Source organism: Butyrivibrio sp. ob235, assembly GCF_900109475.1.
Taxonomy (GTDB): domain Bacteria; phylum Bacillota; class Clostridia; order Lachnospirales; family Lachnospiraceae; genus Butyrivibrio.
Genome location: NZ_FOBE01000001.1, coordinates 194,731 through 208,946 on the forward strand (window position 1 = coordinate 194,731; position 14,216 = coordinate 208,946).

At 39.0% G+C, this 14,216-nt stretch carries 13 protein-coding genes; all 13 read left to right on the top strand.

What is annotated here, in order from left to right:
• Positions 1–59 precede the first annotated feature (59 nt).
• The 13 genes from ilvB to BMW61_RS00865 all read left to right on the top strand — a co-directional run bounded on the left by ilvB (position 60) and on the right by BMW61_RS00865 (position 14,124).
• On the top strand, positions 60–1,694 hold the full coding sequence (gene ilvB, locus BMW61_RS00805; protein ID WP_091819422.1) for a biosynthetic-type acetolactate synthase large subunit: 1,635 nt from the start codon (positions 60–62) through the stop codon (positions 1,692–1,694).
• 159 nt (positions 1,695–1,853) lie between these two features.
• Positions 1,854–2,342 (top strand): acetolactate synthase small subunit, encoded by a 489-nt coding sequence (gene ilvN / locus BMW61_RS00810; protein ID WP_091819423.1) that lies wholly within the window; start codon positions 1,854–1,856, stop codon positions 2,340–2,342.
• Between the two features lie 188 nt (positions 2,343–2,530).
• Entirely contained in the window at positions 2,531–3,046 is a 516-nt protein-coding gene (ilvN, locus tag BMW61_RS00815; RefSeq protein ID WP_022759917.1) for an acetolactate synthase small subunit, read from the top strand.
• 75 nt (positions 3,047–3,121) lie between these two features.
• The gene (ilvC, locus tag BMW61_RS00820) at positions 3,122–4,150 is read left to right on the top strand and encodes a ketol-acid reductoisomerase (protein WP_022759918.1); all 1,029 of its coding nucleotides are present in this window, start codon (positions 3,122–3,124) and stop codon (positions 4,148–4,150) included.
• 47 nt (positions 4,151–4,197) lie between these two features.
• Positions 4,198–6,639, top strand: coding sequence for a YfhO family protein (locus tag BMW61_RS00825; RefSeq protein WP_139176154.1), 2,442 nt, complete (start codon positions 4,198–4,200; stop codon positions 6,637–6,639).
• An 84-nt stretch (positions 6,640–6,723) separates the two neighbouring features.
• Complete coding sequence (gene leuC, locus BMW61_RS00830) at positions 6,724–7,989, top strand: 3-isopropylmalate dehydratase large subunit (RefSeq protein ID WP_091819425.1); 1,266 nt, start codon at positions 6,724–6,726, stop codon at positions 7,987–7,989.
• Positions 7,990–8,024: 35 nt separating this feature from the next.
• Positions 8,025–8,513: a 3-isopropylmalate dehydratase small subunit gene (gene leuD / locus BMW61_RS00835; protein ID WP_022759921.1), complete on the top strand. Its 489-nt coding sequence runs from the start codon at positions 8,025–8,027 to the stop codon at positions 8,511–8,513.
• Positions 8,503–9,498: a glycosyltransferase family 2 protein gene (locus tag BMW61_RS00840; protein ID WP_022759922.1), complete on the top strand. Its 996-nt coding sequence runs from the start codon at positions 8,503–8,505 to the stop codon at positions 9,496–9,498. The genes leuD and BMW61_RS00840 overlap by 11 nt, the downstream gene beginning before the upstream one ends.
• A 27-nt stretch (positions 9,499–9,525) precedes the next feature.
• Entirely contained in the window at positions 9,526–10,344 is an 819-nt protein-coding gene (locus BMW61_RS00845; protein WP_022759923.1) for an Mrp/NBP35 family ATP-binding protein, read from the top strand.
• Positions 10,345–10,392: 48 nt separating this feature from the next.
• Positions 10,393–11,805, top strand: coding sequence for an AI-2E family transporter (locus tag BMW61_RS00850; protein WP_175475059.1), 1,413 nt, complete (start codon positions 10,393–10,395; stop codon positions 11,803–11,805).
• Positions 11,806–11,998: 193 nt separating this feature from the next.
• The gene (locus BMW61_RS00855) at positions 11,999–13,030 is read left to right on the top strand and encodes a branched-chain amino acid aminotransferase (RefSeq protein ID WP_022759925.1); all 1,032 of its coding nucleotides are present in this window, start codon (positions 11,999–12,001) and stop codon (positions 13,028–13,030) included.
• 195 nt (positions 13,031–13,225) lie between these two features.
• Positions 13,226–13,609 (top strand): NusG domain II-containing protein, encoded by a 384-nt coding sequence (locus BMW61_RS00860; protein WP_175475060.1) that lies wholly within the window; start codon positions 13,226–13,228, stop codon positions 13,607–13,609.
• A 26-nt stretch (positions 13,610–13,635) separates the two neighbouring features.
• Positions 13,636–14,124 (top strand): Gx transporter family protein, encoded by a 489-nt coding sequence (locus BMW61_RS00865; protein WP_022759927.1) that lies wholly within the window; start codon positions 13,636–13,638, stop codon positions 14,122–14,124.
• Positions 14,125–14,216: the final 92 nt, after the last annotated feature.

Genomic DNA, 14,216 nt, shown 5'->3' on the forward strand with positions numbered 1-14,216 from the left:
ATTACATTTTGACGTTTATCAGTATTTGTTATTAAATATATTCATGGAGGCAATATTTTATGAACGGTGCGCAAGCCATAGTAAAATGTTTATTGGAAGAAAAAGTTGATGTTGTTTTTGGATATTCGGGCGTTGCAATTGCTCCTTTTTATGATGCGCTCGGAGAAACAAACATAAAACAAATCCTAATAAGAACCGAACAGAATTCAGCACACTGTGCTAGTGGATATGCAAGAATCAGCGGAAAGGTGGGCGTCTGTGCTGTTACCAGCGGTCCCGGTGCTACAAATCTAATTACCGGTATCGCTACTGCATATGCTGACAGTATTCCTCTTGTGTGCATTACAGGACAGGTCAATTCCGAACTTATAGGTAGTGATGTTTTCCAGGAAGCTGATATTACAGGTGCTGCAGAATCTTTCGTCAAATACAGCTACCTTATCCGTGATGTAAATGATATACCCAGGATATTTAAAGAGGCTTTCCATATAGCCAATACAGGAAGAAAAGGCCCGGTACTTATTGATATACCGATTGATATACAGCAGGCTACAATCAATAAATTCTCATATCCCGAAAAGGTCAATATGAGAACTTATAAGCCAACCGTTGAGGGTAATGCTGCCCAGATTAAAAAGGTTGTTAAAGAGGTGGCACAGGCAAAGCGTCCGATTATCTGTGTTGGAGGCGGTGTGCACCTTTCAGGAGCAGTTTCTGAAATCAGAAAGTTTGTTAAGGACAACTGCATACCAGTAGTATCAACCATGATGGGAATAGGCGTCATGGCTTCCGAAGATCCTTATTATTTCGGAATGGTCGGAAATAACGGAAGACCTTGTGCCAACAGAGCTCTAAATGAGTCGGATCTTCTTTTAATGGTTGGTGCAAGAGTTGCAGACAGAGCTGTAAACAGGCCTGATCTTATCACAGAAAATAAAGTACTTATTCATATAGATGTGGATCCTGCTGAAATCGGTAAAAATGTCGGACCTACAATTCCGCTTGTAGGTGATATCAAACATATTTTCAAGAGAATCAATGAATTTGAAGACAAAGAGGATCTGATACATGAGAGAACTGAGTGGATTAATACACTCAAAAAATACAAGCAGGAAATGATTGAGAAGAGACCTGTTATTGATACAACAAAATTCGTTGATCCTATGCCGTTCCTGCAAAATCTTTCAAGGAAGCTTCCTTCAGATGCTATTTATATTGCTGACGTTGGACAAAATCAGATATGGTCCTGCAGGTGGCACCTGGTCAGAGAAGGAAGATTTCTTACTTCGGGCGGAATGGGTACGATGGGCTATTCAATTCCCGCTGCATTCGGTGCAAAGTATGCAGCTAAAGGCAAGAAAGTTGTAGCCGTTATGGGTGATGGAGCCTTCCAAATGTCTATGATGGAACTCTCAACCCTGCGCCAGTACGGAATGAATGTAGGAATAATTGTCTTCAACAATGGCTATCTTGGCATGGTTCGTGAGTATCAGCATTACAGCTACGATGACCGCTACAATATGGTCGAACTTCACAACACACCAAAGCTGGATAAAATTGCTGAAGCTTACGATATGAAATACCTTCGCGCATCATCACAAGCCGAAGCCAAAGTCCTTATCGATGAGCTCGTCAAAAATGACGAATGCGTCCTCTGCGAAGTAGTCGTCGATCCCATGGACCTTGCAAAGTAATCCTTGGGCAATTTGACTTTGAATAAAATGTTTTAATTTGATATTTTTTTCAATATACAGCGTGAGAAATTATATATTTCAATTTCGCCGATTATACGCGAAGCGTAACGAGGCGAACATTGAAAAATATAATTTTTCGCGCGTACTATCGGAGGAACTATGAAAAGAATTTATTCAGTTTTAGTTGAGAATCATGCCGGTGTGCTCAGTAAAGTTGCGGGCCTTTTCTCACGAAGAAATTTTAATATTGACTCGCTTGTTGTGGGTGAAACTAATTCAAAGGATGTCTCATGCATGACAATTGTATCAAGCGGTGATGAAAGGACAATTGAGCAGATTGAGAAACAGCTCAATAAAAAGCTTGATGTAATAAAGGTTAAGACTTTTAAGGAAAGCATGAGCATCTGCCGCGAGCTCACCCTCGTCAAGGTTCGTTACAATCGCGAAAACAGAAGAGATATCATGGAAAACTGTGACATCATGAAAGCGCAGATTGTCGATATGAGCAAAAACATGATGATTATACAGATTTGTGATACTCCTGAGCGAGTAGAAGTTTTTATAGAAATGCTTAGAACAGTTTCTATTGTTGAAATTGCTCGAACAGGAACAGTTGCTCTCACAAAATGCAGTGAGGGTGAGAAGTAAGGGGATTAGATTAAAAAACATCAATAAAGTATTTGTTAAAATAAATCAATAATTTAGTCCTTTAAAGTTTTAATTTTGTAAAGTATTTCGTTGACTTTGTGCATAAAAGCGCATATAATCCATTGTTAAAGGTGCAAACAAGAAAATAAATGCACCCAAAATCTGATTATCAGTTTTTTCGGAGGGACATGAAGAGAAAAGTTTTTCAATTGCTGGTAGATAATACATCCGGCGTTCTTACAAGAATCTCAGGTCTTTTTGCAAGAAGAGGATACAATATCGAGAGTATAACGGCCGGAACTACAGCAGATCCCAATTATACCAGAATAACAATTGTAACATCCGGAGATGATGTGATCCTTGATCAGATTGAGAAACAGTTAAGCAAACTGATCGATGTCAGGGATATTCATGAACTCGAACCTGAAGAGAGTGTATACAGAGAACTTGCTCTTATAAAGGTTAGAGCTGATGAGAAGGAGCGAGATAGTCTTATTTCGATAGTTAATATTTTCAGAGCAAATATTATCGATGTGACTCCCGAATCGCTCATCATTGAGATAACCGGTAACCAATCCAAGGTTGATGCACTTCTTAAGATGCTTGAGGGAAAAGAAATTCTCGAGCTTGCAAGAACAGGAATTGCCGGTCTCGGAAGAGGTGTTGATAAGGTTATTTCTATCGAGGAATTACAGAATATGTAACAGTTAACTTCGAAAAATGCTTATAAGCTGTTTTCGTTGGTATATAAAAATTAATTTTTTACGGAGGTAAGAAACATGTCACAGGATGCACGTATTTTCTATCAGGAAGATTGTAATCTTTCACTTTTAGAGGGCAAGACAATTGCCATTATAGGTTATGGTTCCCAGGGACACGCTCATGCACTTAACCTTAAGGAGTCCGGATGCAAGGTCATCGTTGGTCTTTATGAGGGTTCTAAGAGCAAGGCTAAGGCTGAGGCACAGGGACTTGAAGTTTACACAACAGCAGAAGCTGCTAAGAAGGCTGACGTGATTATGATTCTTATCAACGATGAGAAGCAGGCTAAGATGTATAAGGAAGACATCGAGCCCAATCTTGAAGCAGGCAATATGCTGATGTTTGCTCATGGTTTCAATATTCATTTTGGTCTTATCCAGCCTCCGAAGGATGTCGATGTTACAATGATCGCACCCAAGGCTCCCGGCCATACAGTAAGAAGTGAGTATCAGGCTGGAAAGGGTACACCTTGTCTTGTAGCTGTATATCAGGATGCTACAGGTAAGGCACTTGATAAGGCACTTGCTTATGGTGCAGGAATCGGCGGAGCAAGAGCTGGTATTCTTGAAACAACATTCAGAACAGAGACTGAGACAGACCTCTTTGGTGAGCAGGCAGTTCTTTGCGGCGGTGTTTGCGCACTTATGCAGGCTGGTTTCGAAACACTTGTTGAAGCCGGCTATGATCCGAGAAATGCTTACTTCGAGTGTGTACATGAGATGAAGCTCATCGTAGACCTTATCTATCAGTCAGGTTTTGCAGGAATGAGATATTCAATTTCAAATACAGCTGAGTATGGTGATTATGTAACAGGTCCCAAGATTGTTACAGAGGATACTAAGAAGGCTATGAAGAAGATCCTTTCAGATATTCAGGATGGTACTTTCGCAAAAGAATTCCTTCTTGATATGAGTGACGCAGGCGGACAGGTTCACTTCCAGGCTATGAGAAAGCTTGCTGCAGAGCATCCCGCAGAGCAGGTTGGTGCTGAGATCAGAAAGCTTTACAGCTGGAACAATGAGAGCGACAAGCTCATCAATAACTAAGATTTAAGGAGAGCTGCCGCTGATGCGGCAGCTCATTTTAGGTGATTATGGAATATTATAGGGAAAAGCCTTTAAAAGTCAGACTGGTTCAGATTTACTTTCTTTCATTTATCATGTATATGGTAGCGGTTTTGCCTTTTTTTATTGAAAGAGGCATGCCGTTTTTCTATTACGGAGACTACAATGTACAGCAAATCCCGTTTTACACTGTGGCACACAGAGCAATTCGAAGCGGTAATTTGTTTTATTTGTGGAATGTGGATTTCGGAAGCTCTCTTGTAGGTAGTTTTTCTTTTTATCTTCTAGGGAGTCCATTTTTCTGGCTAACGATTCCTTTTCCCGAAAAGTTTATTCCATATATGATGCCATATCTTATGGCACTAAAATATAGTGTTTGCGCGGTTACTGCTTATGTATATATCAGACGCAAAGTAATTCGCGATGATTCCGCATTTATAGGTGCTCTTTTGTATGCATTTTCCGGTTTTAATGCCTGTAACATTGTCTTTAACCATTTTACTGATGCGGTGGCTTTTTTTCCGTTATTTCTTCTGAGTTTTGACAGGCTTATGGAGCTGGATCACCATAAAGATCTTTGGTTTTTCAGACCGGCAGGAAAGAAGTTTATTTTCTTTGTACTAATGACATCTCTTATGGCTGTGATAAATTACTATTTCTTTTTCGGTGAAGTCTTATTTCTGATACTGTATTTTGTAATATGCTATATTCCCGGGAATAATATCAGAACTGTTTTAAGAATGTTTATGCGTGCTCTTTTAGGCGGACTTCTTGGCGTTCTTATTCCTGCATTCTATGTACTGCAGGCAGTTCTTGGTGTCAGCGGAAACAGCAGAATTTCAAATATACTTCTTGGCTACGACCTTGTTTCATATGAGAGTATGAATATGCTCTGGGATATTTTAAAGAGCATGGTGATGATTCCTGACATCATTGGGAAAGGAACCGTTTTTTATACAGCCAGCGTAAAAAATGCTTCACTTGCTGTATTTTTGCCGCTTTTTGGTCTTTCTGGGGTAATAGCATATTTTTACATGAAGAAAAAGAGCGTTTATAAAAGACTAATTCTTGTCTGTCTGATATTTGCGCTTATTCCGGGACTGAATGCATTATTTTCTCTTTTAAACGAGAACTATTATGCGAGATGGTTTTATATGCCTATTCTCATTATGTCACTTATGACTGCAAAGGTGGTTGAGAGAGGCGCATCAAAGGAACTGAAAAAAGGATGCCTGATAACCTGTGGATTATTTTTACTGGTTCTCGGCATTTCGATTCTTCCGTCTTACAATGATTATCATAAGATAAAATATATGGCGCTTATCGAAAACGATAAGATATTCTGGAGAGATGTCATCGGAACTTCCATAATTTTGCTGATGCTCATTGTATCGATTTTCCTGGTTCCCAAATGTATAAGGAAAATACCTAATCCTTTTGGGAAAACCATAGAATTAAAGCGTCCGATCATGCGGCTTGAGATCTTGCTTATAATGACTGCGATTTCTTCTGTTGTATCTTTGCATATAGTGCTTAAGAACGGCAGCGGACTTATTACAGATTTCGGAAAAGAGCAGTGGGAAAAGCAGATGCTTAATTCCAGTCCTACATTGGACGATGAAGAGGATTATTTCAGGACTGAAACCGATAACACTGCAACAAATTATGATATGTACTGGGGATATGGATCACTTCATAGTTTTATCAGTACAATTCCGGCCCAAACCTTTGATTTTCTGAAAGGTACGCTTGATATCGAAAGAACAGTCGAAACAAGAATACCTGAATTTTGTCTTGGTATAAGAGCTATATTGTCCAATAAGTATTATCTTGAAAATTCGCTTATAAACGATGATGCAATGTTTAAAAGCGGTAATGGCATACCGGGCTTTATGTTTACAAGTTCACAAAACGGAATAGATGTATATCGAAATATGAACTATATTCCGATGGGCTTTACCTATGATTACTACATCAAGGAGTCAGTTTGGGAAAGCATTGAAGATATTGAGATTAAGGACAGACTTCTCAGTGTAGCCCTGATTCTTCCGGATAAAGAAGCTTTAAAATATGACGGAATTATAAATGAACTGCCCGAGTCATATTATAAAGAGGTAATGCCAATCGAGGTTTTCGAGAAAAACTGTGATGATCGAAGGCAGAGCGCATGTCAGAAGTTTGATACGAATACAAGAGGCTTCTATGCAATGACCTCAAATTTGAGTTCCGATAAGATAATGTTTTTCTCGGTTCCCAATATGAAGGGATTAAAATTGAAAATAGAAGATAAAAGCGCTGAGATAATAAATGCTGACTACGGGATGATTGCTATTAAAGTTCCGGCCGGTGTCCATCTCATTAGAGCTCAGTATTTACCGGCAGGATTCATACCCGGACTTGTTTTAAGTGTAATTGGGTTAGTGTTATTTGCGGCATACATTATGTTTTGTCGTTTTTACAAAAACCGCTAAATATGGTATCTTTATTCAAGATGATTTGTAGCGGTTTTATGAGATTTTATCTGAGTTTTTTGGAAAGGTGAGGAGTAAAAGTACATGGCTTCAATGACTATGAGCCAGAAGATTCTGGCAGCACATGCGGGACTTTCTGAAGTTAAACCCGGACAGCTGATCGAAGCTGATCTTGATCTGGTTTTAGGTAATGATATTACCAGCCCCGTAGCAATTAAGGAAATGGAAAAATTCAAGACGAATTCTGTCTTTGATAAGGACAAGATTGCACTTGTTCCCGATCATTTTGTTCCCAATAAGGATATTAAATCCGCTGAAAACTGCAAATGTGTAAGAGAATTTGCAAAAAGAAATTCCATCACCAATTATTTTGAGGTTGGTCAGATGGGTATCGAGCATGCACTTTTGCCGGAAAAAGGACTCACGGTTCCCGGCGATCTGATAATCGGTGCCGACTCACACACATGTACATATGGCGCGCTTGGTGCTTTCAGTACAGGCGTTGGTTCTACCGATATGGCTGCCGGTATGGCTACGGGTAAGGCATGGTTTAAGGTTCCTTCAGCTATTAAGTTTAATCTTATCGGAGAGCTCCCTGAATATGTAAGCGGTAAAGATGTAATACTTCATATTATCGGTATGATCGGTGTGGACGGAGCACTTTATAAATCAATGGAGTTTACCGGAGAAGGTGTTAAAGCGCTTTCTATGGATGATCGTTTTACTATTGCTAACATGGCCATCGAAGCAGGAGGTAAGAACGGAATATTCCCGGTAGATGAGAAAACTATAGAGTATCTTAAGGAGCATGCTCCCGGAAAAGAATTTAAAACTTTTGAAGCTGATGAGGATGCTGAATATGATGTGGAGTACACTATTGATTTATCTACTCTTAAGTCAACAGTTGCATTCCCGCATTTACCTGAAAATACACACACTTTTGATGATATTGCTGATATAAAGATCGATCAGGTAGTGATTGGTTCCTGCACAAATGGACGTATAGATGATATCAGAATGGCTGCGAAAATTCTTAAGGGAAGAAAAGTAGCTGATGGAATCAGATGCATCATAATTCCCGCAACTCAGGCTATTTATATGCAGGCTATGGAAGAGGGACTTCTAAAAATCTTTATTGAAGCCGGAGCAGTAGTTTCAACACCTACCTGCGGACCTTGCCTTGGCGGATACATGGGAATTCTTGCTTCAGGTGAGAGATGTGTATCAACAACCAACAGAAATTTTGTCGGCAGAATGGGAGCTACGGATTCTGAGATTTATCTTGCTTCACCTGCGGTTGCTGCTGCAAGTGCGGTAACAGGCAAGCTTTCATCGCCCACAGAACTGTAAATGGGGCATAATCAGACTTTGAAAGGAAAATGACTATGAAAGAAGCAAGAGGAAACGTATTTAAGTTCGGGGATAATGTTGATACGGATGTAATCATCCCTGCAAGATATCTAAATACTACCGACCATGCAGAGCTTGCTGCTCATTGTATGGAAGATATTGATAAGACATTTATTCAGAATGTAAAAAAAGGCGACATCATTGTTGCCAATAAGAACTTTGGTTGCGGCTCTTCAAGAGAGCATGCACCCATTGCAATAAAGGCTGCCGGTGTTTCCTGTGTTATAGCAGAAACCTTTGCCAGGATTTTTTATAGAAACAGCATCAATATCGGTCTTCCCATTGTTGAATGCAAAGAGGCAGCCGATGAAATCGAAGCCGGCGATATCGTAAGTATCAATTTTGATACGGGTGTAATTACCGACGAGACAACAGGTAAGACCTATCAGGGACAGGCATTCCCTCCTTTTATGCAAAAAATAATCGACAGCGAAGGACTGGTAAATTATATCAATGCAAAATGATATCAGATTATTCATGGTAATCCCCTGCTACAATGAGCAGGAGGTATTACCGGAAACCTCCAGGAGGCTTGAGGAAAAACTGAACAGTCTTATAGAAAGTAAAACCATATCAGCTAATAGCAGAGTGGTTTTTGTTGATGACGGTTCAAAAGATAATACCTGGAAAATTATAGATGAATTACATAAAAAAAATGAACTTTTCCAGGGGGTAAAGCTTTCAAGAAACAGAGGCCATCAGAATGCACTTCTTGCCGGCCTTATGACGGTCAGAAATGTCTGCGATATTTCAATTTCAATGGATGCCGATCTTCAGGATGATATTGGTGCCATTGATGAGATGATTGAAAAATATAAGCAGGGAGCTGAGATTGTTTTTGGCGTAAGAAGCAGCAGACAGACTGATACAGCTTTTAAAAGGGGTACAGCCCAAAGCTATTACAAGCTCATGAATAATTTGGGTGCTGATATCGTTTATAATCATGCTGATTTCAGACTTATGAGCAGTACTGCGCTGGAGATGCTTTCCGAATTCACTGAGGTAAATCTGTTCCTTCGCGGAATTGTACCTATGGTCGGACTTAAGACGGATATTGTCTATTATGAGAGATCTGAGAGATTTGCGGGAGAAAGTAAATATCCGCTGATGAAGATGCTTTCATTTGCATTCGAGGGGATAACATCACTTAGTGTTAAGCCAATAAGGATTATATCCGGTCTAGGCGTATTAATATTTTCTGTAAGTATAATTATACTTATTTATTCTCTTGTGCGACATTTTTCAGGAAATACGATACCGGGGTGGACCACAACTGTTTTATCAATTTGGGCTATCGGCGGTCTCACAATGATTTCACTTGGTGTGATAGGAGAATATGTTGGTAAGATTTATCTTGAGACAAAAAATAGGCCAAGATACATAATAAGTGAATATCTTGGTGATAAAGAAGATAAGGTTAATCTTACGGATGTTAAAATAATTAGATAAAAAATATATAGATTTGAGGTTTTAGTAATGTCAGAAGAAAAGAAAAAGAAGACTCCTGCGGATTTTAAAAAGGAGAGTGAGCAGAGCTTTCGCGTAGACCTTGCAAAAGGTTCAACTGTAAAAAAAGTAATCGGAGTAGTAAGTGGTAAGGGCGGTGTTGGAAAAAGCCTTGTTACCGGACTTTCTGCTTGTGCCATGAATAAGAAAGGATATAAAACAGCAATTCTTGATGCTGATATTACAGGTCCCTCGATTCCCAAAATGTTTGGCGCTTCACAGATCAGATACGCAGATGATGATGGCAATATGATTCCGTCTGAATCCGAAAACGGAATAAAAATGGTATCAATCAATCTTTTGATGGAAAATGATACAGATCCCGTTATCTGGAGAGGCCCTGTTATAGCAGGTGTTGTTAAACAGTTCTGGGGTGAAGCCTGCTGGGGAGATGTGGACTACATGTTTGTAGATATGCCGCCCGGAACCGGTGATGTTCCGCTCACTGTTTTCCAGTCACTTCCCATCGATGGAATACTTGTTGTCTCAACTCCTCAGGAACTTGTTTCCATGATAGTTGAGAAGGCTGTAAATATGGCTAAAATGATGAATGTACCTGTCATCGGCCTTATTGAAAATATGAGCTATATGAATTGCCCTCACTGCAATAAGCCTATTTATGTATTTGGCGAAAGTAAGATTGATTCTTACGCTGCAGCAAACGGACTTGACGTTCTTGCAAGAATTCCGCTTGATCCTGAATTTGCCACAAAATGTGACGCAGGTAAGATAGAAGAATATGATGCAGACTTTATGGACAGTCTTGTATATAAGCTTGAAAATCTATAATATATTATTAAAATGACGTTTTAAGTTTATCGTTGGGGGATGGACCTTATGAAATGGAAACCGGGGAAGAAACAGCTTAGTATAATGGCATGCGTAGTTATTTGTGCACTGATCATTATGCTGATCTACTATGTACTTTTTAACGGGAAGGCACTCACTAAAAGCATAAACCGGCTTCTTTCCATTCTCACGCCAATTATCTTAGGATGTGTTATAGGCTATATTCTTACGCCTATTCTAAATACCATTGAACACAGATGGATTTATCCGCTTTATAATCTTAAGGGGATTGATCTCAAAAAACCTCAGTATTTTAAAAGAAAAAAGAAAGTAAGAAAAATCAGCGTTACAATAACGATGGCGTTCTTCTTTTTAATTCTTTATGCAATGCTGATGGTTCTTATTCCTCAACTTATTAGAAGCATAAGGGACATTATTCGCAATTTCCCTTTCTATGCTTCAAATTTTCAAAGATTTATGGATAAATATCTCAATGATAATCCTTCCGTCAGGAGAGTGGTGGATTCACTTTTGCAGGAATACTCCACCAATCTGACAAAGCTTTTCAGAGATAACTTTGTCCCTAATCTTTCTACAATGATTTCTACAATATCCAAAAGTATGATGAACATAGTTCAGATCTTTTTGTATCTGATTGTAGGAATTGTCGTTGCTGTTTATGTGCTTAATTCCAAAGAAGTATTTATCGGACAGGGCAAAAAGCTTTGCTATGCATATCTAAAAAAAGAGTTTGCAAATGAAGTTATTGGCGCCTTTAGATATGCGCATCATACCTTTACCGGATTCATCATGGGTAAAATTGTAGATTCGCTTATTGTCGGAATAATTTGCTTTATCGTTATCAAGTTATTAAAGGTTCCATATCCGATAGTTCTTGCTTTCTGTGTGGGACTTACTAACCTGATTCCCTTCTTTGGCCCGTATATAGGCGGAGGCTTTGGACTTATCCTGCTTATCATGATCAATCCAATAAAGGCATTGGCATTCCTTATAACAATTGTTGTGCTTCAGCAGATAGACGGTAATATCATCGGGCCTTTAATTCTTGGCAATTCAACAGGCTTATCGAGCTTTTGGGTTATTTTTGCCATTATGTTTTTTGGCGGCATATGGGGGCCTATAGGATGGCTTATAGGTGTTCCTGTTTTTGCATGTATTTATGCACTTTTCAGTCATATTACATTAAAGAGACTTCGGGAAAAGAAATTGCCGAGAGACACTTCAACATATATAGATACCGCTTATATGGACGATGAAGGTATTGTGACTCTCGAAGATGCTGATAATACAAAATATTATGTTCATAATGAGGCATCAACCTGGAGGAGAATATTCAAGTTTTACAAGAAAGCAAAGAAAAACATAGAAAATGTTGTACCTACTCCGCCGTCACCTCTCAGTATTTCTGATGATTCAGAGAAAGATGATGAGAAAGATTGAGCAAAATTAATGAAACATTAATTTTGTAATGTATACCTTAAATTATTAATGCTTAAATTTGCGCCTTGACACTTGATTTTATGTAACTATAATATTCTTTAAACATTGGCGCGTTAAAGCGTTAAAACTAATCGGCTTAGAGATATTTTCATCCCTGAACTGATCTATAAAATATCAAAGGAGCATAGTTATTATGGGGAAAAAGAATTTAGACTGGTCAAGTATTGGATTTAATTATCACGTAACGGATTACCGCTATGTGTCAAATTTTAAAGATGGTAAATGGGATGACGGCGCCATTACAACAGATTCTAAGATTGTTCTGAGTGAGGATGCCGGAGTGCTTCATTATGCACAGGAGGTATTCGAGGGACTTAAGGCTTATACAACAGAGGATGGTCATATCGTTTGTTTCAGACCGGATCTCAACGCAAAGAGAATGGTTGATTCAGCTCAAAGACTTGAAATGCCTGCATTTCCTGAGGACAGATTCATAAAAGCTGTCGAGGAAGTTGTTAAGGCTAACGAAGATTGGGTTCCTCCTTTCGGAAGCGGAGCTACTCTCTATATCAGACCTGTAATGTTTGCAACAGGCAATGTAATAGGTGTTAAGCCTGCTGATGAGTATCAGTTCAGAATTTTTGTTACACCAGTAGGTCCTTACTTCAAGGGTGGCGCTAAGCCAATCGTAGTAAAAATCAGTGATTTTGACAGAGCCGCACCGCATGGCACAGGTAACATCAAGGCAGGTCTCAACTATGCGATGAGTCTTCATGCAATTGTAACCGCTCATGATGAAGGCTTCGCTGAGAACGTTTATCTTGATGCTCAGAACAGAACTTACATTGAAGAGACAGGTGGAGCAAATATCCTGTTTGTAGATGAAAACGGTAATCTTGTTGTTCCAAAGTCCTTTACCGATTCAATTCTTCCTTCAATCACAAGAAGATCAATTGTTCAGGTAGCTAAGGATTATCTTGGACTTACAGTAGATGAGCGTCCTGTACGTCTTGACGAGGTACACAACTTCAAGGAGATGGGGCTTTGCGGAACCGCTGCGGTAATCAGTCCCGTAGGTAAGATCAACGATCATGGCAATGAGATTTGCTTCGAGTCCGGCATGGAGAAGATGGGTCCCGTTATCCAGAAGCTCTACGATACTCTCACCGGAATCCAGATGGGCGAAATCGAAGCTCCTGAAGGCTGGGTTCATGTTATAAAATAATAAATAAGGTCGAACACTGCCTATTGGTTAGATTCGACGAATATATAAGTATCACATATATCCGCCTTATCCAATCAATCTGCAGCGTTCGGCCTTTTCTATTATGTAAACTTTCTATATAATTATTTTATGTCCCTGTTTCCTTGAGGAGATAGGGCGTTTTTTGTTAATTACATTATAAGTTGGGCAATGATTATGAATGAAAATAATAAGAAAGTAAAAAGTTATGTGTTATTAGGCGGTGTGATTGGATTTGCGCTTTTGATTATGTTGTTTAATAGGGTTAATTCGAGGAATGGCGAGCTTGTGGTGGTTTCGGTTGATGGGGAAGTGGTAAAGGAATTGGCCCTTGATGTTGATAATGAGTTGGAAGTTATCGGGTTTGATGGTGGTAAAAATAAGGTTGTTGTCAAGGATGGAGTTTGTTATGTAAATGAGGCTGATTGCCCTGATAAACTGTGTATTAAGCAGGGGGGAATTTCAAAGATCGGGGAGTCGATAATATGTCTGCCGCACAGAGTTGTTGTTACTATAAAGGGTAGTGAAGAAAAGGGTGAACTCGACAGTATGTCGAAATAATCTGATTAAATGCCTGAAGGATTGTTATGAAAACAAAAAAGCTTGCACTGCTTGGGCTTCTTTTGGCCTACGCGATGATTTTATCATATATAGAGAGTTTAATTCCGTTTTTCGGAGGTGTTCCCGGGATGAAGCTTGGACTTCCAAATATGGCAATCGTATATTTGATCTACAGTTATGGGAATAAGGAAGGGGCAGTTGTAAACCTGTTAAGGATTGTGCTTACTGGTTTCTTGTTCGGAAATATGTTTGGCATACTTTTTTCTATTGCAGGAGCTGTGATTAGCTTTATTGTCATGTGTGTTGTTAAGAAGACAGATATTTTCGATGTGAGAGGAGTAAGTATTTGCGGCGGTGTTGCGCATAACATTGGTCAGCTTCTTATTGCTGCATTTGTGGTTAAAACCTCCGGAATAATCTACTATTTACCGCTTCTTTTGATCTCAGGTGCTCTGTGCGGCTTTTTAAATGGTTTAATAGCCGGTTATATGCTTAAATACAGCAAGATTTTATGAACGTTTTAAGAAAACTTTATAATGTGCTTACCTAAAAACACTTATAATTTATTTGTGTAATTATGATGTAATCTATTAATTTTTAGGTTAAC